We start from the raw sequence: 20,470 nt of genomic DNA, 5'->3' as shown, positions 1-20,470 counted from the left end.
TCCTAATTTTTGAATAGATTTTCTATTTCAAGATTATTCCCGTTAAAATTGTGGTCGTGATTTGTCGCACTGCACCAAAATCAATTAAAACCAGTTGCCCACTAGGTCGCAGCATGATATTCTGAGGTTTAATATCACGATGAAAATATTTTTTAGCGTGTACTAAAGCCAAAATTTCTACTATTTGTTTCAACCAATTAAGAGCTTGATTTTCAGAAATAGGTTGATAATTGCGAACTTCCATCCATTGCTCTAAATTTACCCCTTCAATTTTCTCCATTACTAAACAGTGCAATGGTACAGAGCTATTTTTAGGTAAAACCGTAAAATAACCATCTGCTTCGACTTTGGGAATACCTGCACTATTTAACTGACTCAAAACCTTAGCTTCTTGTTGAAACAGTTCCACCGCTTTGGGGTTATTCTCCGTCAGCACTTTTAAAACTTTGGTTTTCCCACCGTCGTCAATTTCAAAGGTGTTCCCAAAACCACCTTGACCTAGTTGTTTAAGTACCCGATAACGATTTTGCAGCAGTATTTGTGACCCACAGTTACGACAAATACGATTATTTGCATTTGCAGGGTCAGCAGGTTTGGGACAGTGGGGATTGATACAATAGGACATTACGCAAAAATCCGCCCCATCAATAAGTGACTGTTATTCATATCGAATACAGGAATTACGAATGCAAGAAGGTAATAAAATTTATAAATATGGTATTAGTATATTAACTCACAATATTTTTTTTATGCAACGGGATATACTATTTTATTTATTTACACTCATTTTTAGACTAAACTTGTCAAAATTAGCATAACAGGGTTTTCCTCTTTCTATCGGGGAAATGTTGCTCAAAATATTGTTAAAAGAAATTGTGAAAAAAAGAGCGATCGCATCTAAATCAATATTCATAAACCAGCATATTTTTTACACAGCATCAATATAAATAGCCTGAGTAAACATTATACTAAACCTAACCCATCTAAACCAGTATTCCTTAAGTATATTTACATCAACCAGGATGATTTTAATAACATCGTTTTCAAACCTGCTCAAATTACAACTTTTCTAAATCCTGTTCGCGTAGCGTGGCGTTAGCCATAAATCCTTAAATCCTGAACATTCTGAACATTCTGATATGGCTACGCTACGCTATCAGACAATCATCTCATTTGCAGCATCACAACAAACTTAACAATAAAAATCCTGCTATACTAAAAAGCAGAAATCATCCTAATAATTAAATTATGATTATCCATAAAATTATCCAAGAATTAGAACAAATTCCAGAAGAAAAACTAGCAGAAATTTATGACTTAATCCACTATTTCCGCGTAGGATTAAATCAAACAAAACCTCAACCTAGAACACCAGGAATACTAACAGGAAAACTCAGCGACACCTTTTTTGATCCTCTACCTGAAGAAGAATTGCAACAATGGGAATAAATTATCTGATTGATACCCATATTTTATTATGGTGGTTTTTTAATGATCCTAAACTTGATAGATCATGCCGAGAAATAATTAAAAATTCTGATCATCGTATTTTTGTCAGTAGCGTATCCCCTTGGGAAATAGCCACTAAATACCGTATTGGTAAACTACCTGAAGCAAAAGACATATTACCAATCTATCCACAACTCTTAACTCAATCACAATTTATGGAACTAAATATTAATTCAAATCATGCTATTAGAGCAGGTACTTTACCTATAGATCATCGAGATCCTTTTGATCGTATGATTATGGCTCAAGCCGAAATTGAAAAAATGCCAGTTATCTCTTATGATCAAGCATTTCATACAGGATTGATTGAAGTAATTCCTAATCCTGTACATCCTTAAATCCTGCAAATCCTGATATGGCTTACGCCACGCTTCGCTACAGACAAAAAAAAGCGGGCTAACCGCTAATGCTTGGTTAACCCGTTCAGCTTTGGGAACGCGCAGAGAAATTCTTATTGCAATACCAACTTAACGTTAGCGTTTTGCAAGCCGCGCTGTTTTACTTCAGCCAAAGTCTTGTTAACGGCGTATTTTTGGTTAATGGAGTTGATCAACTCGGTTTGGTTGTGCTTCTTAGCAACGCCCCACAGGTCAGCGATTAAGTCAAAAGAACCATCGCTATTGCGAGACCAACCTAAATCGTACTCGCCTTCCAATACAGCAACGATGTCGGAACGTACACGCTGACCGTTATAACCACGAACATCAGCTTCAGTCTTTACGCTGATACCCAAGTCGCGCAAAGAAGATTTGAGGATTTCGGCATCGGTGATTTTGGTACGCAGAGTGCTAAAGTGAGACATTTGGGTTTCCTCCAATGAGAAGATTGTTGAGAAAAACGACAACGGTTTCTTTTTCAGCGAAGCCGCATTAATTGGGAAGCGGCTGTTTTTCGTAACCTGTTAGCTTCGTAGCTAACCTTTCCCCTCTGGCATACAGAGGAAAGCTTTTAGAACTCCATGCGCTGATACTCAGCGACAGAGGACGCTGCTGGTCTAGCACGCTGTCTGGCCCAGTCTCTTAAAGCTGTGACCTGTTCTTGCATCGTTCTTGACAGCGGCAAAGTTGCCTTCAATGCAGCAATAATATCTAATTGGGTGAACTCCCGATCTTGGGCGAAAGCTTCATACATGGCTGCCACGATCGCTTGTTCAATTTCTGCCCCTGAAAAACCGTCTGACATCTTTGCTAGTTGTTCTAGATCAAATCTAGCAATATCTTCTCGTCTTTTAGTCAGATGAATGTTGAAGATATCCTGACGTTCTTCAGGTGTGGGCAGATCCACAAAGAAAATTTCGTCAAAGCGACCTTTTCTCAAAAACTCCCCAGGTAGGCGTTCTACCCGGTTAGCAGTCGCCATCACAAAGACTGGAGATTTCTTTTCTTGCATCCAGGTGAGAAAAGAACCAAAAATTCTGCTTGATGTCCCCCCATCGGAATCACCAGAACCTGCGCTACCCGCAAAGGATTTATCTAACTCGTCGATAAACAGAATCGTTGGGGAAATAGATTCTGCTGTTTTCAGGGCGTTCCGCAGATTTGCTTCACTCCGACCCACCATTGAGCCGTCGTAAACCCGCCCCATATCTAATCGTAAGATTGGTAAACCCCACAGACGGGAAGTAGTTTTGGCAATCAGTGACTTTCCACAACCAGGAACACCAAGAATTAACATCCCTTTGGGTTGAGGCAAACCATACTCTCTCGCTCTTTCTGTAAAAGCGTTAGAGCGTTGTTTGAGCCACCTTTTCAACTCTTCCAAACCGCCAACAGCTTCAATAGTTTCATCTTCTTCGATGTACTCTAAAATACCGTTACGGCGAATGAGTTGCTTTTTCTCAGATAAAACTATATCTACTTCATCTTCCGTCAACCGCCCCGTTGTCACCTGAGCCTTACGATATACTTTCTCAGTTTCATCTTTAGTTAGACCTAAAGCTGCTCTCAGAAGTTTTTCTCTAGCCTCAGTCGTCAACCTGCGGCCACGATGCTGCTCTTGATGCTGAGTTAAAACTTTGTTCAACTCGGACATATCTGGCAGTTGGAAGTCGATAACAACAACTTCTTTTTCTAGTTCTATTGGTACTTGCTGCATGGGAGACATCAAAATGATGTTTTTTTGCATTCCCTTAAAACTAGCGATCGCATCCCGAAGCGATCTTGTTGTTGCCGGAGCATCAATAAAAGGATGTAAATCTTTAAGAATAAATATACCGGGTTCTTTCTGCCGAATTATCCACTCAATCGCCGCCTCTGGCGAAACGGTATTATGCTGAGTGACATTCCTGGGTTGACCGTACTCCACAATGCCGTGAGTTACTGTCCAAACGTAAACTCGTCGCTGAGGCTTTAACAATTGAGCGATTGTATGGATTGCTTGCTCTGCCCGTTCTTCCTCGGAGGTCACAAGGTAGATTAAAGGGTATTGAGCTTGAATGAGAATATTGAGCTCTTCTTTCATACTATCGACCTACTTGAGACCTTATAGAAACAGTCAGTACAATCATCGCCGTTAATTAAAGACAAACTATGAACTTATCCATTCATAATTCCTAACTAGCAGGGTACTAATTCTTCCTCACCCTTGGGATGGGTTTGATCTTGTTCAATTTCATCAATGGGTAGATGATCTTGACCAATTATTCCTGGTTGATTGCCCAAAGTTACTAATTCACCATCTCGTAAAATTAGCGAACCTTCACAAATTGGACAGGAATATACCCTGTGCGTTCTGCCATAAGAAGACTCTTCAAATTCTTCTACTACTTCTGAGTTGGTCAGGTAGAAATTAAGAGCGCGTTCTGCTAAGTCTGACATCGGTTCAGAGTCAACTGCGGAACGAATCTTCAGCCTTCTGTGCAATTCCGGCGATAAATACAATGTTACCTTTTGCTTAGTTTGCATATAACTTATTAACGGTCTTACCCGGGTATGTATCCCACCTTATCGCCTCCTATTTTCCTTGTCAAGACAGAAAGACGTTTTGACGGCTATTTTGTTACATATCTTCATGATTAGGAGTTCAGGAGTATGGCTAACGCCACGCTTCGCTATCAGGAGTTTAGGGGTTTAGGAGTCAGGAGTTCAGGAGTTCAGGAGTTAGGAGTCAGGAGTTAGAAAATAATTCATAATGCCCAATGTTCAATAACCTGAGTTGCAAAGCCAATCAGAATATACTGAAAGTAAAGTAGGGTAAAGGGTGTGATTTATGTCTATTGCTGTGTTAAAAACTCGCAGATGGATGCGAGTAATAGCGGGTGCAGTCTCCAATATTGGCACTATTGGCACAGCAATGATTCTGTCTGGATGTACTATCACCAATATTTATGCATCCGAAGTTACCTGGAAAACTTACAGCAACACGCGCTATAGTTTTGAGTTTCCCTATCCCAGTAATTGGAATTCTTCAGGAACTTCTGATAACAACGATGGTATTGCCTTTGTTGCACCAAATAACAGAAATGTAGAGATGCGAGCGTGGGCTAGTAGGCACTTAGAAGTTAATATTCAAGAACAATACTCAAGAGAGCAGACGCAGAATTTTCAAACTGCTGAGGGAGTTTTTGGAGTAATGTCTGTAGACGTTGGTCAACAAACCACTTCTATGACACTGACCATAACTCAAGGTCAGGTGAAATATTATTGGCGGGGACAAAGCAATAGCAAGGAATTTAAAGAATACTATCGTTTGTTTTATTACATTGCCCAGCAGTATAAAATCAGGGGACAGGGGACAGGTGACAGGTGATAGAAAAGAAGAAACGGAGCAGGGAGCAGGGGAGCAGGGGAGAAAATTCTTACCCTACACCCTTACATCCTTACACCCTTACACCCTCTTTTTCCAATAACCAATGACCAGAATTAGTGGTGAACAGGGGACATAAACCTGATAGATTTAGCTATCAGCGAGTAAAAACTGGTAAAAATGAAAGTCCTGGTTATTGGTGGCGATGGGTATTGCGGTTGGGCAACTGCACTCTACCTTTCTAATCGAGGTTATGAAGTTGGAATTTTAGACAGTTTGGTGCGCCGGCACTGGGATAATGAACTCGGTGTTGAGACTCTAACCCCAATTGCACCAATTCAGCAACGTCTCCAGCGATGGCAAGATTTAACTGGTAAATCTATCGACCTGTTTATTGGCGATATTACCAATTACAGTTTTCTGCACAAAGCTTTGCACCAATTTCAGCCAGATGCCATAGTACATTTTGGGGAACAGCGTTCAGCACCCTTTTCCATGATTGACCGTGAACACGCGGTACTTACTCAGGTTAACAACGTCGTTGGTACGTTGAACTTGCTGTACATCATGAGAGAAGATTTTCCAGATTGTCATTTGGTGAAATTGGGAACAATGGGTGAGTATGGTACACCCAATATTGACATTGAAGAAGGTTATATCACCATTGAACACAACGGGCGTAAGGATACATTACCTTATCCTAAACAGCCGGGATCAATGTATCACTTAAGCAAAGTTCACGATAGTCATAATATTCACTTTGCTTGCCGGATTTGGGGTTTACGGGCAACAGATTTAAATCAAGGTATAGTTTATGGCGTTCTTACCGAAGAAACGGGGATGGACGAACTATTGATTAACCGCCTTGATTATGATGGTGTATTTGGTACAGCATTAAACCGTTTCTGCATTCAAGCTGCCGTAGGACATCCCCTCACTGTCTACGGTAAAGGTGGACAAACTCGCGGCTTTTTGGATATTCGGGATACGGTGCGATGTATTGAATTAGCGATCGCTAACCCAGCCCAACCTGGAGAATTCCGTGTATTTAACCAATTTACCGAATTATTCAGCGTTGGTGACTTGGCAATGATGGTTAAAAAAGCTGGTAACGCAATGGGTCTAAATATAGATATCAACAACATTGAGAACCCCAGAATTGAAAAAGAAGAACACTATTTCAATGCCAAAAACACCAAATTGTTAGATTTAGGCTTAGAACCTCACTATCTCTCAGATTCTTTACTTGATTCACTGTTAAACTTTGCTGTCAAGTATCAGAAGCGAGTTGATAATAACCAAATTCTGCCTACAGTTTCTTGGCATAGATAGTAGGTGACAGGTGATAGGTGACAGGTGACAGGTGACAGGTGACAGGTGACAGGTGATAGGTGACAGGTGACAGGTGACAGGTGACAGGTGATAGGTGACAGGTGACAAGGAATAGGTAAAGATTTGTCTCCCCTGCTTCCCTGCTCCTCTGCTCCTCTGCTCCCCTGCTCCCCTGCTCCCCATCTCCCCTGCTCCTCTGCTCCCCTGCTCCCCATCTCCCCTGCTCCCCATCTCCCCTGCTCCTCTGCTCCCCTGCTCCCTGACTCCTGACTTCCTGTTTTTTATGAGAATTGCCCTATTCACCGAAACTTTTTTACCCAAAGTTGATGGTATTGTTACCCGTTTACGTCATACTGTTGATCATCTCCAACGGGATGGAAATCAAGTCTTGGTATTTGCCCCGGAAGGTGGAATTACAGAACACAAAGGAGCGAAAGTTTACGGTGTTACAGGGTTTCCTTTACCTCTTTATCCAGAGTTAAAATTAGCACTGCCTCGTCCTGCTATTGGTCACGCATTAGAGCAGTTTCAACCAGATATTATTCATGTTGTTAATCCCGCAGTTTTGGGATTATCAGGTATTTTTTATAGTAAAGTATTGAAAATTCCTCTGGTAGCTTCCTACCATACCCATTTACCTCAATATCTGCAACATTACGGTTTGGGAATGTTAGAAGGATTACTATGGGAATTGCTTAAAGCCGGTCATAACCAAGCAGCCTTAAATTTGTGTACCTCGACAGCAATGATAGAGGAACTATCTGAACATGGGATTGAAAGATTAGATTTGTGGCAACGGGGAGTAGATACAGAATTATTCCATCCTGATTTAGCCAGCGAGGAAATGCGATCGCACCTCACGCAAAATCATCCAAAAAGCCCCTTGTTGCTGTATGTTGGTCGTCTTTCAGCCGAAAAAGAAATTGAACGCATTAAACCCATCTTAGAAGCCATTCCTGATGCGCGATTGGCATTAGTAGGAGATGGACCAAATCGCCAAAACTTAGAAAAACATTTTGCAGGTACAAATACTCATTTTGTTGGTTATCTGATGGGTAAAGAGTTGGGTTCAGCTTTTGCCAGTGCGGATGCTTTTATTTTTCCTTCCCGTACAGAAACATTAGGCTTAGTGCTACTAGAAGCAATGGCCGCAGGTTGTCCAGTAGTTGCAGCCCGTTCTGGCGGCATTCCTGACATTGTTACAGATGGCATAAATGGTTATCTTTTTAACCCACAAGCGGATATTCAAGAGGCTATTAATGTTACTATAAAGTTGTTAAAACAAAGACAAGAAATAACAGTTATCCGTAAAAATGCCCGTACAGAAGCAGAAAAATGGGGATGGTCTGCTGCTACAAGACAACTACAAGATTATTACCAAAAGATCATCAAAAGCCAATAGGGAACAGGTGAAGAAGAGGATGTAGGAGGAAAATAACCTCTTTCTTCTTGCCTTTTCTGACTCCTGACTTCTGACTCCTGACTCCTGACTCCTGACTCCTGACTCCTGACTTTATGACACTTCCCAACGCCGGCAGCGTCTTGGCTACATTAACTGAACTAACCCAAGTTAATCGCACCCACGCCCTACTCAGTCGCGTCAAAGACCTTTCGGTTAATGAATTTGTTTGCTTACTTGACTTTATCACTGCTGAATTTCAGCAATTTCTCAGAGCTATTGATCTGATCAATAATGAAGCTCTAGAAAGTATGCTGGAGAAAGTGCTAGAAGCCATCACACTCAAAATTGGTCAAATTCTCCAAGCAGAACATACAGCTATTTTTTTAGTGGACTATGATAAGGCTCAACTATGGTCAAAAGTTCCTCAAGATAATAGCCAAAAATTCCTAGAAATTCGCACTCCCTTAAATGTAGGTATTCCTGGTCAAGTAGCCAGCACAGGTAAATATCTCAATATTTCAGAAACAGCTACTCATCATCTTTTTAGTCCAGAGTTAGAAAAACAAATGGGCTATAAAATTCGCAATCTTTTATGTATGCCGGTTGTGAGTAGCAAAAAGCAAATTGTAGCTGTAGTACAACTGGCAAATAAAGCTGGTGATATTCCATTTGATCATGATGATGAAGAGTCTTTTCGAGACTTTGCTGCTTCTATTGGTATTATCTTGGAAAGTTGCCAATCTTTCTATGTAGCGGCTCGAAATCAAAGGGGTGCAACGGCTTTGTTGCGTGCTACCCAAACTTTAGGACAAAGTTTGGATTTAGAAGCAACTTTGCAGATAGTCATGGAACAAGCCAGGATTTTAATGCAAGCAGACCGCAGTACACTATTTTTGTATCGCAAAGAAATGGGGGAACTTTGGACAAAAGTAGCTACTGTTAATGATACAAAATTGATAGAAGTACGCATTCCTTCTAATCGTGGTATTGCTGGTTATGTGGCTTCTACAGGTCAAGCACTAAATATTCCCGATGCTTATCAAGATCCTCGCTTTGATCCGACTACAGATAACAAAACTGGATATATAACTCGTAATATTCTATGTTTACCAGTTTTTAATTCGGCTGGTGAATTGATTGGTGTCACTCAATTAATAAATAAACAACAAGGCAGTTTTACGACTTCAGATGAAGAGTTTATGCGAGCTTTTAATATCCAAGCAGGAATAGCTTTGGAAAATGCTCGCTTATTTGAAAGTGTTTTGTTAGAAAGACAGTATCAAAAAGATATTCTTCAGAGTTTATCTGATGCTGTAATTTCTACAGATATGCAAGGTCAAATAGTTACTATTAATGATGCAGCTTTAGAGTTACTTGGTTGTCCTTTGAAGTTAGCGAATGGTAAAACCAATAAGCTATTGTGGAAACAAAATTTACTGGGTCGTCCAGTTTGGGACGTTGTACCAGTTGAGAATTTGCAACTACGCCTGGAAGATAGTTTAAAGTATGCAGCTAGACATTATGTACCAGAGCAAAGTTTGCAAGTAGGATTATATGAATTTGATAGTCATGTAACTCAAGATTCACAACTGAAAACTCAGAAGTTAATTTTGGCAGTGCGCGATCGCAATAACCATAATATTTTTATCCCGTGGAATCAACCCCTGACCCCACAATCTCAGTTACTTAATGCTGATGTAGTCAAAATATTAGAACGTAGCATCAATCTCACTGTCAATCCCTTAACTAACCCAGAAGGAGGAGTCAGGGGTGGGTTAGTGGTCTTGGAAGATATCAGCCGAGAAAAACGCCTCAAAAGCACTATGTACCGTTATCTCACACCCCACGTAGCCGAGCAAGTTATGGCGCTGGGAGATGATAGTTTAATGGTAGGTGAACGGAAGGAAGTCACGATTTTATTTTCTGATATCCGTGGTTATACTACGCTGACAGAAAACTTGGGAGCAGCGGAGGTGGTATCCTTGCTCAATCAGTATTTTGAAACAATGGTGGAATCAGTGTTTCAGTATGAAGGAACATTGGATAAGTTTATTGGTGATGCTTTAATGGCGGTATTTGGTGCGCCATTACCATTAACAGAAAATCATGCTTGGCGAGCAATCCAATCAGCGTTGGATATGCGTCAACGACTGGAAGAATTTAATCAGAAGCGAATTATTCAATCCCAGCCGCAAATCCATTTTGGTATTGGTATTAGTTCCGGGGAAGTAGTTTCGGGAAATATTGGTTCTCGCAAACGCATGGATTATACAGTAATTGGCGATGGGGTGAATTTAAGTTCTCGCTTAGAAGGAGTGACAAAAGAATATGGATGTGATATTATTTTAAGTGAATTTACTTATAATTTATGCGGCGATCGCCTCTGGGTGCGTCAATTAGATCGAATTCGTGTTAAAGGCAAACATCAGGCTGTGGATATCTATGAATTAATTGGCGATCGCACCACTCCCCTAGATGCCAACACCCAAGAATTTTTATACCATTATGATGCTGGACGTGCTGCTTATGTATCACGAAATTTCACCCAAGCGATCGCCAGCCTTGAAATTGCCAAACGAATTAGACCTACAGACCAAGCAGTACATACCCACCTTGAACGTGCCTACAATTACCAAAAAACACCACCACCAACTTCCTGGGATGGTGTCTGGACAATGGTCACAAAGTAGTGGGTTGATTGGGAAAATTACTTCCCCATCCTCCCCATCTCCCCATCTCCAATCACTCATCCTGGGAATCAGAACCTTGGTCTTGAAAGGGATCCTCACCTATTCTCAGTTGCTTTTTTGAGCGTTTTAACTGCTTCCACAGCATTTTGATTTGTTTGTAAGCTTCCCCTGGTGGAAGTTTGCCACTGGTTTCTAGGTTGCAGATGTAACTTACTCTCTGAGCAAATTCCTGTAAATTTGCATTAAAAACCAAGTTTTCAGGCTGTACATGACCGTAGTAGCGACCACGAGGATAGAGAAAATCATCTTTACTCACCATTTTTTTCTCCATATATTTAAATCTCCTCCTGATTTTCTTGTTTGTAGCATAACCACTAATCACTCTGATCTGTATTGTGTTCAACCAGGAGAACGCTAATGATTAAAGCATGATTACGACAAAGTGATTCAGAGATTAGTCAATATCAACTTCGACATAATGAATCAAGACTTAAGCCATTAAGTAATAAGTTGTCAAAAAAAGTTTATGCCAAACTAACCAAGGCTATTCACGAACAATTGCCCAGTATATAAATTATGTAAATAAATATTACAATCTCCTACAGGAAGATTTTTACACTGCTCACATTCTCTCAATTATTTCATTTTATTCCTTAATTTACAAAAATGGATTTTAATTAACTTCAACTAAAAAGCAAGTAATTAAAGTATTAATATATACTTTTTTACAGTATTATAAAATTTTATTTACCAAAAATTATAAAAAGTTAACGAAAATCGTGAAAGTTTTGTGCAGAGTTTACCCGTTTCACCGGCAAGACAGGGGAATAGGAAAAATGGAAAGTGGGGTGCAGAAAGAAAAATTAATTTTTGGTTCTGATAGCGCAGCTTGGCGTAAGCCATACTCCTGACTCCAACCTCAAAGGTTTTCAGCCCACTATTTTCTTATAAAATAGTTAAGCTTGAAACCATTACCCTCTGAATACTACTTGGTACTTAGTGTTATACACCTTAAACGGTTAACTGTACTGCGGAAAAGTTTACTGGGTTTGGGTTAAAGGTTTTTTCTTTCCCCAAATATCAATTGTTCTCCAACTGTATCTACCATTATGTTTGTTCCAACTAAACTCTACGAAGGCAAAGCAAAAATCCTCTACACCACAGACAATCCGGACGTTTTGCTAGCTGATTTTAAAGATGATGCGACGGCATTTAACGCACAAAAGCGTGGCAGTATCCAGGGGAAAGGCAGCATAAACTGTACCCTTTCTGGCAAATTGTTTCAACAGTTAGAATCCCATAGTATTAAGACTCATTTTATTGATTGTCCAGCCCCTAATCAAATGCGGGTCAAAGCAGTTAAAATTTTGCCATTAGAAGTAGTTGTCAGAAATATTGCGGCTGGGAGCCTGTGTCAACAAACAGGATTATCATTAGGTACAGTTCTGCCACAGGCTTTGGTAGAGTTTTATTACAAAGACGACAAATTAGGAGATCCATTGCTAACACGCGATCGCTTACTATTGCTAAAACTCGCTACAGAGGAACAAATTGAGAGTATTACCCATCTGGCATTACAAATCAACGAGTTTCTCAAGGGTTTTTGGCAACAGTGTGGGATTACACTAGTAGATTTTAAACTCGAATTTGGTTTGGACTCACAACAGCAGTTGCTTCTAGCAGATGAAATTAGTCCTGATACCTGTCGTTTATGGGACATGGCTGAAAACGATCCTAACCGTCGAGTAATGGATAAAGACCGTTTTCGCAGGGATTTAGGGAATGTAGAGAATGCCTACCAGGAGGTTTTACAAAGAGTATTAAAAGTGCTGGAAAGCCAAAAGCTTTGAATTTTTAATTTTTAATTTTGAATTCCGCAAAGCGGTAAGTGTGGTAGTGAAGAGGAATATGAATAAAATGCATTTATCTCCGGTATTATTGGCAGTTGTGGCGATCGCCACCCCTTTTGATAGTTCATTGAGTGCGACTGCACAAACTCCTGATCATACTCAGCAAGTAACAGAAGTTGCCACGGTAGAAACAAACCAACAGCTGCCACAGAAAACTAATCAAAATCATCTTGATCAACAACAGGACTCAGTCGTAGTCACGACAACAGAAGTTAGAGAAAGCGAATCTCCATCCTCCATAACTCCTGTTTCAGCCTTAACCACTGACTCAACAGCAATAGCAACACCAGAAGTAATTACTGCCAATATCAGCACCTCATCAAAAACAGCGCAAGCTTTAAAAACAGCAATAGCTCGTAACTCAGCAAAAACAGAAACGCAAGCAGTAATTATCCCCGCAGCACAAACCCTAAAAGCACCGCTATTAACCACCAATTCAGTAGGAATAGGGACATCACAAGCAATTATTCCCAATATCAAGATCCCATCCAAAACAGCACAAGCTCAAGAACCAGAAGCAACTCCTGACACAAATTCTACACAGGAGAACCCCGAACCACCCACAGCACAACCAGCTTTTCCGACTAATCCCGAAACAACACCAACAGCAGAACCTCGTGTATTAGTTTCCGAAGTAGCCGTCAAATCTCCCACGGGTGCAATTGCCAAAGAACTAGAAGATAAAGTTTATCAAGCCATTCGTACCCAAGCAGGACAAACAACTACTCGCTCCCAACTCCAAGAAGATATTAATGCTATCTTTGCCACGGGCTTTTTCGCCAACGTGCAAGCCATGCCAGAAGATACACCCTTGGGTGTAAGAGTGAGTTTCATTGTTAGTCCTAACCCGGTTCTGAGTAAAGTACAAGTAGAAGCTAATCCGGGAACTGGTGTAGCTTCAGTTATACCTGCCAAAACTGTAGACGAAATCTTCAGTAAACAGTATGGACAAATCTTGAATTTACGAGATTTACAAGAAGGAATTAAAGAATTAACCAAAAAGTATCAAGACCAAGGTTATGTGCTGGCCAACGTGATTGGAGCGCCTAAAGTATCAGAAAATGGAGTAGTCACCCTACAAGTAGCAGAAGGGGTAGTAGAAAATATCAAAGTCCGTTTCCGCAACAAACAGGGTGAGGAAGTAGACGACAAAGGTAATCCCATTCGCGGACGCACAAAAGATTATGTGATTAAGCGAGAATTGGAATTAAAGCCTGGTCAGGTATTTAACCGCAACATCGTCCAAAAAGACCTGCAAAGGATATTTGGTTTAGGATTATTTGAAGATGTAAATGTGTCCCTTGATCCTGGTACAGACCCAAGCAAGGTAGATGTGGTACTCAATGTGGCTGAACGCAGTAGTGGTTCAATCGCTGCTGGTGCAGGTATTAGTTCTGCCAGTGGGTTATTTGGTACTGTTAGCTATCAACAGCAAAACCTGGGGGGTAGAGCGCAGAAACTGGGGGCTGAGGTACAGTTAGGAGAAAGAGAATTGCTGTTTGACCTGCGGTTTACAGATCCTTGGATTGCTGGTGATCCTTACCGTACTTCCTACACAGCCAATATTTTCCGTCGTCGTTCAATTTCTCTGATTTTTGAAGGCAAGGATGACGCTATAGAAACCTTTAACCCTGGTGATATTACTAATGAAGATGACCAGGATCGCCCCCGGATTACTCGTTTAGGCGGTGGTGTATCCTTTACCCGTCCTCTTTCTGCTAATCCTTACCAAAAGTCAGAATGGACAGCTTCAGCAGGTTTGCAGTATCAAAGAGTTTCTAGCCGTGATGCTGATGGCAATCTGAGAAAAGAAGGGGCGATATTTGATGATAATGGCAATCAAATTAGCCCGACAATTCCTCTGACCCAATCAGGTACTGGTGAAGACGATTTGCTATTATTGCAACTGGGCGCACAACGCGATCGCCGGAATAATCCCTTACAACCTACCAATGGTTCTTTCCTCCGCTTCGGAGTTGACCAATCTGTACCCGTGGGAGAAGGCAATATTTTACTAACCAGGCTAAGGGGTAACTACAGCCAATATTTACCAGTAAAATTCCTGGGCTTTGGTAAAGGCGCACAAACCCTAGCATTTAACCTCCAAGGGGGTACAATTCTTGGTGATTTACCTCCCTATGAAGCCTTTACCCTTGGTGGTAGTAATTCTGTCCGGGGTTATGATGAAGGCAGATTAGCAACTGGACGTAGCTATGTACAAGCATCTGTTGAATATCGTTTTCCTGTCTTTTCTGTAGTCAGTGGCGCTCTGTTTTTTGATTACGGTAGTGATTTGGGAAGCAGCACCAGAACAGCAGAAATTTTGAACAAAAATGGTACTGGCTATGGTTATGGTCTAGGTGTGCGTGTACAGTCACCATTAGGACCAATTCGTATAGACTACGGTATGAGCGATGATGGCGATAGCCGCATTAACTTCGGGATAGGTGAAAGGTTTTAATAGTTGATAGTGGATAGTTGATAGTTGACGAGTTATCAACTTCCCCTACTTCCCCATCTCCTGCTTTTTAGGGTGTCTACCTACCACAAATAGAGAAAATGAGTAATAATCAGCAAAATAATATATTGGCTTGTAGCCTATGCACCAACACACTTTAGCGGCGGAAGTTATCCAAAAGGGTGTGGGACTGCATAGTGGTGTGAGTACCAGTGTGAGGATACTACCAGCAGAACCGGGCAGCGATTGCGCGGGGCGCACTGCTGGAAGCAATCGCTATTTTGTTCGGGTGGATTTGCCTAATTCTCCTATTATTCCCGCCAAAATTACTGCTGTTAGTCAGACTCTTCTCTCTACTCAGTTGGGTACAGAGGAGGTTCATGTACGCACAGTAGAACATTTATTGGCAGCTTTGTCTGCTATGGGTGTAGATAATGCTCGCATTGAAATTGATGGTTCAGAAGTGCCGCTTTTGGATGGTTCGGCTCAGGTTTGGACTGATAGCATTGCCGCAGTGGGTTTAGTATTACAACCAGTCAGTGACGAACAATCACCAATAGTTATTAAAGAACCGCTTTGGGTGCAGCAAGGGGATGCTTTTGTATGCGCCTTACCTGCGACAGAAACTCGTTTTAGCTATGGAATTGATTTTGATTTACCAGCTATTGGTAATCAATGGCACAGTTGGTCATTATCTACTAATCTAGAAAATACCTTTATTACAGAAATTGCCCCGGCTCGTACTTTTGGTTTATTACATCAAATTGAATATCTGCAAAAATCAGGATTAATCAAAGGTGGCAGCTTGGATAATGCCCTGGTTTGTGGTTCTGATGGTTGGGTAAATCCACCATTAAGATTTGCAAATGAACCAGTACGTCATAAAATCTTAGATTTAGTAGGAGATATTAGCTTGCTGGGCAAATTTCCCCTTGCTCATTTCTTTGCATACAAAGCCAGTCATAATCTGCATATTCAACTAGCACAGAAAATTTTAGAATTATTTTAGAATTTAATTCTGTCTCTTAGTTTTGACTCTGGTTACTAATCCAAGTAGGAATTAGTAAGTAAGAACTACAAATTACGCATTACAAATTACCCATGTCAACTCTCACCCAAGCTAATTCTACCGACGTGACCACATCTGAAGGAGATCATCAGGAAGCCAATACACCGACAATTAAAACAACCTACTCAGTGGAAGAGATTCAACAATTACTACCGCACCGTTATCCCTTTTTACTGGTAGATAAAATTATTGACTATGTACCTGGCAAAATGGCTGTGGGTGTGAAAAATGTCAGCTTCAATGAACCCCACTTTCAAGGTCACTTTCCCGGACGTGCATTAATGCCTGGTGTACTCATTGTGGAAGCAATGGCGCAAGTTGGTGGTGTCGTCATGACCCAAATGCCTGATATACCAAAAGGCCTGTTTGTTTTTGTGGGTATTGATAAAGTTCGTTTCCGTCGTCAAGTAGTACCTGGTGATCAGTTAATTATGACAGTGGAACTGTTATCAATTAAGCAGCGTCGTTTCGGTAAAATGCAAGGTCGAGCCGAAGTTGATGGACAACTAGCTGCTGAAGGAGAATTGATGTTTTCTTTAGTTAGCTAAAATTCTGCTTTGCTGTTTTGGGGATAGCCGTGAAATGCCCTTAGACAATTATAAGCAAGGATAACAGTAAAGATAAAAAACCACAAGGGTATTTACTGATATCTCGATTTTCGTCATCCTCACACATAGCTTGTTTTGCCCGACACTTTTTTTCACTGAACTCAGTTCTGGAGAGTCACCCTTGAAGACACTTATTCATCCAACTGCTGTAATACATCCAAATTCGGAACTCCACTCAACGGTGCAAGTCGGTGCTTATGCTGTGATTGGAGCGAATGTCAAAGTCGGACCAGAAACTGTGATTGGCGCTCATGCTGTTCTAGAAGGCCCATGTGATATTGGGGCGCGAAATCATATTTTTCCTGGTGCTGCCATCGGTATGGAACCCCAAGACCTCAAGTATGTAGGAGAACCAACTTGGGTAAAAATTGGCGACAATAATTCAATTCGTGAATATGTAACTATTAATCGTGCTACTGGTCGGGGAGAAGCGACGGTAATCGGTAATGGTAATCTATTGATGGCTTATGTTCATATAGGTCATAATTGCGTGATTGAAGACTCGGTGGTAATTGCTAATTCTGTGGCTTTAGCGGGTCATGTTCACATTGAGTCAAGAGCTAGATTAAGTGGCGTTTTAGGTGTGCATCAATTTGTGCATATTGGTGGTATGTCCATGGTGGGCGGGATGACTCGCATTGACCGAGATGTAGCGCCTTATATGCTAGTTGAGGGCAATCCGTCACGGGTGCGATCGCTCAATTTGGTGGGACTAAAACGCTCAGGAATGTCTGCTCAAGAATTCCAACTTTTGAAAAAGGCTTTTCGGATTCTCTACCGTTCTAATTTGCTTTTTAAAGACGCTTTGTCCGAGTTAGAAATGTTGGGAGATACAGAACAATTGGAACACCTACACCGTTTTTTACGGCTTTCTCAAATGCCAGGAAGACGGGGTTTGATTCCTGGAAAGGCGAGAAAAGGCACAAGAGATGAGTCGTGATTTATGAGTTATGAATGATGAATCACTCCTAAATTCATCATTCATTGGATTCCATAAAAGTGAATACAAGAAGGAAGCAGAAAACCCAAACTTTAAAATCTAAAATCTAAAATTCAAATGCGGATATTTATCAGCACTGGGGAAGTTTCTGGCGATTTGCAAGGGGCGCTGTTAATTACGGCGCTTCAGCGTCAGGCTATGGGAACGGGGTTAAATTTAGAAATTGTGGCTTTGGGTGGCGAGAAAATGGCCGCAGCAGGGGCAACTATTTTGGGTGATACCAGCGGTATTGGTTCGATGGGAATAATTGAGGCTTTGCCGTATTTTATCCCGACTATACAGGTACAAAGACGAGCGATCGCCTACTTGAAACAAAATCCCCCTGACTTAATAGTGCTAATTGACTATATGACCCCTAATATCGGGATTGGTAGTTATATGCATGAACATTTTCCAGATGTGCCTGTAGTGTACTACATAGCTCCCCAAGAGTGGGTTTGGTCGCTGAGTTTGGAGAGAACAAAAAGAATAGTTAGCTTTACGGATAAGTTATTGGCAATTTTTCCTGAAGAAGCTCGTTATTATCAGGAGAAGGGGGCTAAAGTTAATTGGGTTGGTCATCCTTTAGTTGATAAGATGGCCAATGCACCAAATCGAGAAGCAGCAAGGACAAGTTTAGGAATTAAACCAGAACAAATTGCGATCGCTCTTTTACCCGCTTCTCGTCATCAGGAATTAAAATATCTATTACCAGTAATTTTTCAAGCTGCTCAAAATCTACAATCTAAATTACCAGAAGTGCATTTTTGGATTCCTCTATCTTTGGAAATATTTAGAGATAAAATTGAAAAAGGTATTCAAGATTATGGTTTACAAGCAACAATTGTCTCAGGTCAAAAACAAGAAGTTTTTGCAGCTGTTGATTTTGCCATTACCAAATCTGGAACTGTAAATTTAGAATTAGCTTTGTTAAATGTACCGCAAGTAGTTGTTTATCGTCTTAGTCCTTTTACTGCTTGGGTAGGGCGGAATATTCTTAAAGGTTCTATTCCCTTCGCTTCACCTGTGAATTTAGTTGTAATGCGGGAAATTGTCCCAGAATTGCTACAGGAACAAGCAACAGCAGCAAATATTACTCAAGCCGCAATGGAATTATTATTAAATCAGGAAAAGAAACAAAAAACTTTAGAAGATTATCAACAAATGCGGCAATCTTTGGGAGAATTAGGAGTGTGCGATCGCGCTGCAAAAGAAATTTTAGAAATGAAAATATAGGTGATAGATTACAGGTAACAGGTTACAGATAAAATGATTAAAAAACGGCCAATTGCAGTTGACTTATTTGCAGGTGCAGGAGGTATGACCCTTGGTTTTGAACAAGCAGGTTTTGATGTCCTTGTATCTGTAGAACTAGACCCAATTCATTGTGCAGTTCATAAATTTAACTTTCCTTTTTGGAAAGTGTTATGTAAAAGTGTAGAAGAAACAACAGCGTCAGACATTAGAAATAGTTCTGACATTGGTAATCAAGAAATTGATGTAGTTTTTGGCGGTCCGCCATGTCAAGGGTTTTCATTAATTGGTAAACGTTCTATTGATGACCCTAGAAATACTCTGGTTTTTCATTTTATTAGGTTAGTTTTGGAACTACAACCTAATTTTTTTGTTTTGGAAAATGTTAAAGGAATGACCGTAGGTAAACACAAAGAATTTACTACGGAAATAATTGATAAATTTGAAAATAATGGTTATAAAGTTAATCAAAATTATCAAGTATTAAATGCTGCTAATTATGGAGTCCCACAAAATCGAGAAAGATTATTTTTATTAGGTTGTCGTCAAAATTTGAGATTACCAAATTATCCAGATAAAATTACCCATCCAAAATATAAGAAATCTATAAATTTATCCACAATTGCACTACCAAAATTACCATCAACACCTACGGTTTTGCAAGCTATACAAGACCTACCGGAAGTAGAAAATTATCCAGAATTATATCAACAAGATTGGGTAATAACTGATTTTGGTAAACCTAGTAATTACGGAAAAAAGATGCGTAATCTTAGCTTATCCAAAAATAATTATTCCTATCAGCGTAAATTTAATCATAACATTCTAACATCCAGTTTAAGAACAAATCATAATCCTGAATCTATCGCCAGATTTGCATCAACTCCCCATGGAAAAATCGAACCAATTAGTCGTTTTTATAAACTAGCTCCTGATGGCTTATGTAACACACTCAGAGCCGGAACAGCAAGTAATAAAGGTGCGTTTACTTCCCCTCGTCCCATACATCCTTTTAAGCCTAGATGTATTACTGTTAGAGAGGCTGCACGGTTACATTCTTATCCTGACTGGTTTAGATTTCATCCCACAAAATGGCATGGTTTTAGACAAATTGGTAACTCTGTTCCTCCACTTTTAGCTCAAGCTGTAGCATCAGAAATTATTAAAGTTTTAGGTATAAAATCCTCCCAACTTAAATGCGGTAAAGATTTAAAAGATTTAGGAGAAATCAGGTTATTAACATTTGATATGTCAGAAGCTGCTAAATATTTTGAAGTTAATCCTGATGTTATAGAACCTAGAATTAGAAAAAAATGAATTATACAGCAGAAGTCAGGAGTCAGAATGCTGATGAAATGAAGAGTAGAGGGAAGTGAGATTTTATCAAAATCATCAAAATTAACTAAAAAAGCCTTTATTCTCCTGGCTTGGAGTATTCTCTATTCTGAATACTTACCAAAAAATCCACAATTTAATGTAAGGTAAGCCACTCTAACCAAACAGATAAAAATACTA

Annotated in this window: 18 protein-coding genes; 13 read left to right on the top strand and 5 right to left on the bottom strand. The window is 40.2% G+C overall.

The window, feature by feature from the left end:
- Positions 1 to 22: 22 nt before the first annotated feature.
- A complete protein-coding gene (locus tag ACLLO5_RS03790) occupies positions 23 to 625 on the bottom strand; it encodes a protein kinase domain-containing protein (protein ID WP_413174151.1) in 603 nt (200 codons plus the stop codon).
- Between the two features lie 623 nt (positions 626 to 1,248).
- Here ACLLO5_RS03790 and ACLLO5_RS03785 point away from each other — a divergent pair.
- A complete protein-coding gene (locus tag ACLLO5_RS03785; protein ID WP_015215969.1) occupies positions 1,249 to 1,449 on the top strand; it encodes a hypothetical protein in 201 nt (66 codons plus the stop codon).
- Positions 1,440 to 1,847 carry a type II toxin-antitoxin system VapC family toxin gene (locus ACLLO5_RS03780; RefSeq protein WP_413174150.1) on the top strand — a complete coding sequence of 136 codons (408 nt, stop codon included), beginning with the start codon at positions 1,440 to 1,442 and terminating at the stop codon, positions 1,845 to 1,847. Before ACLLO5_RS03785 ends, ACLLO5_RS03780 begins: the two co-directional genes overlap by 10 nt.
- Before the next feature lie 113 nt (positions 1,848 to 1,960).
- On the opposite strand, the gene ACLLO5_RS03775 is transcribed toward ACLLO5_RS03780, so the two are convergent.
- From ACLLO5_RS03775 to ACLLO5_RS03765, 3 genes are all read right to left on the bottom strand, one after another.
- On the bottom strand, positions 1,961 to 2,311 hold the full coding sequence (locus ACLLO5_RS03775; protein ID WP_048868763.1) for a DUF1257 domain-containing protein: 351 nt from the start codon (positions 2,309 to 2,311) through the stop codon (positions 1,961 to 1,963).
- A gap of 146 nt (positions 2,312 to 2,457) precedes the next feature.
- Positions 2,458 to 3,969, bottom strand: a complete 1,512-nt coding sequence (locus ACLLO5_RS03770) for an AAA family ATPase (protein WP_413174149.1) — start codon at positions 3,967 to 3,969, stop codon at positions 2,458 to 2,460.
- Between the two features lie 95 nt (positions 3,970 to 4,064).
- Positions 4,065 to 4,412 carry a hypothetical protein gene (locus ACLLO5_RS03765; protein ID WP_413174148.1) on the bottom strand — a complete coding sequence of 116 codons (348 nt, stop codon included), beginning with the start codon at positions 4,410 to 4,412 and terminating at the stop codon, positions 4,065 to 4,067.
- Positions 4,413 to 4,716: 304 nt separating this feature from the next.
- Between ACLLO5_RS03765 and ACLLO5_RS03760 the strand changes: the two genes are divergently transcribed.
- From ACLLO5_RS03760 to ACLLO5_RS03745, 4 genes are all read left to right on the top strand, one after another.
- Positions 4,717 to 5,256 (top strand): hypothetical protein, encoded by a 540-nt coding sequence (locus ACLLO5_RS03760; protein ID WP_413174147.1) that lies wholly within the window; start codon positions 4,717 to 4,719, stop codon positions 5,254 to 5,256.
- A gap of 177 nt (positions 5,257 to 5,433) precedes the next feature.
- Positions 5,434 to 6,585 carry an NAD-dependent epimerase/dehydratase family protein gene (locus tag ACLLO5_RS03755; RefSeq protein ID WP_413174146.1) on the top strand — a complete coding sequence of 384 codons (1,152 nt, stop codon included), beginning with the start codon at positions 5,434 to 5,436 and terminating at the stop codon, positions 6,583 to 6,585.
- Positions 6,586 to 6,868: 283 nt separating this feature from the next.
- Entirely contained in the window at positions 6,869 to 7,987 is a 1,119-nt protein-coding gene (locus ACLLO5_RS03750; RefSeq protein WP_413174145.1) for a glycosyltransferase family 4 protein, read from the top strand.
- A gap of 113 nt (positions 7,988 to 8,100) precedes the next feature.
- Complete coding sequence (locus ACLLO5_RS03745; RefSeq protein ID WP_413174144.1) at positions 8,101 to 10,677, top strand: GAF domain-containing protein; 2,577 nt, start codon at positions 8,101 to 8,103, stop codon at positions 10,675 to 10,677.
- Positions 10,678 to 10,729: 52 nt separating this feature from the next.
- Here ACLLO5_RS03745 and ACLLO5_RS03740 read toward each other — a convergent pair whose 3' ends face one another.
- The gene (locus ACLLO5_RS03740) at positions 10,730 to 11,008 is read right to left on the bottom strand and encodes a hypothetical protein (RefSeq protein ID WP_413174143.1); all 279 of its coding nucleotides are present in this window, start codon (positions 11,006 to 11,008) and stop codon (positions 10,730 to 10,732) included.
- Between the two features lie 778 nt (positions 11,009 to 11,786).
- Between ACLLO5_RS03740 and purC the strand changes: the two genes are divergently transcribed.
- The 7 genes from purC to ACLLO5_RS03705 all read left to right on the top strand — a co-directional run bounded on the left by purC (position 11,787) and on the right by ACLLO5_RS03705 (position 20,272).
- Positions 11,787 to 12,527, top strand: coding sequence for a phosphoribosylaminoimidazolesuccinocarboxamide synthase (gene purC / locus ACLLO5_RS03735; RefSeq protein ID WP_413174142.1), 741 nt, complete (start codon positions 11,787 to 11,789; stop codon positions 12,525 to 12,527).
- Positions 12,528 to 12,594: 67 nt separating this feature from the next.
- On the top strand, positions 12,595 to 15,048 hold the full coding sequence (locus ACLLO5_RS03730; RefSeq protein ID WP_413176008.1) for a BamA/TamA family outer membrane protein: 2,454 nt from the start codon (positions 12,595 to 12,597) through the stop codon (positions 15,046 to 15,048).
- 139 nt (positions 15,049 to 15,187) lie between these two features.
- The gene (lpxC, locus tag ACLLO5_RS03725; RefSeq protein WP_413174141.1) at positions 15,188 to 16,054 is read left to right on the top strand and encodes a UDP-3-O-acyl-N-acetylglucosamine deacetylase; all 867 of its coding nucleotides are present in this window, start codon (positions 15,188 to 15,190) and stop codon (positions 16,052 to 16,054) included.
- 92 nt (positions 16,055 to 16,146) lie between these two features.
- Positions 16,147 to 16,662 (top strand): 3-hydroxyacyl-ACP dehydratase FabZ, encoded by a 516-nt coding sequence (fabZ, locus tag ACLLO5_RS03720; RefSeq protein WP_413174140.1) that lies wholly within the window; start codon positions 16,147 to 16,149, stop codon positions 16,660 to 16,662.
- A gap of 181 nt (positions 16,663 to 16,843) precedes the next feature.
- Positions 16,844 to 17,662, top strand: coding sequence for an acyl-ACP--UDP-N-acetylglucosamine O-acyltransferase (gene lpxA / locus ACLLO5_RS03715; RefSeq protein ID WP_413174139.1), 819 nt, complete (start codon positions 16,844 to 16,846; stop codon positions 17,660 to 17,662).
- Positions 17,663 to 17,779: 117 nt separating this feature from the next.
- Positions 17,780 to 18,937, top strand: a complete 1,158-nt coding sequence (lpxB, locus tag ACLLO5_RS03710; RefSeq protein ID WP_413174138.1) for a lipid-A-disaccharide synthase — start codon at positions 17,780 to 17,782, stop codon at positions 18,935 to 18,937.
- A gap of 33 nt (positions 18,938 to 18,970) precedes the next feature.
- Complete coding sequence (locus ACLLO5_RS03705; RefSeq protein WP_413174137.1) at positions 18,971 to 20,272, top strand: DNA cytosine methyltransferase; 1,302 nt, start codon at positions 18,971 to 18,973, stop codon at positions 20,270 to 20,272.
- The last annotated feature ends 198 nt before the right edge of the window (positions 20,273 to 20,470 follow it).

Origin of the sequence: Anabaena azotica SJ-1, assembly GCF_047275885.1 — a bacterium.
Taxonomy (GTDB): domain Bacteria; phylum Cyanobacteriota; class Cyanobacteriia; order Cyanobacteriales; family Nostocaceae; genus Trichormus_B; species Trichormus_B azotica_A.
This window is presented reverse-complemented; position numbering and strand designations above follow the sequence as displayed.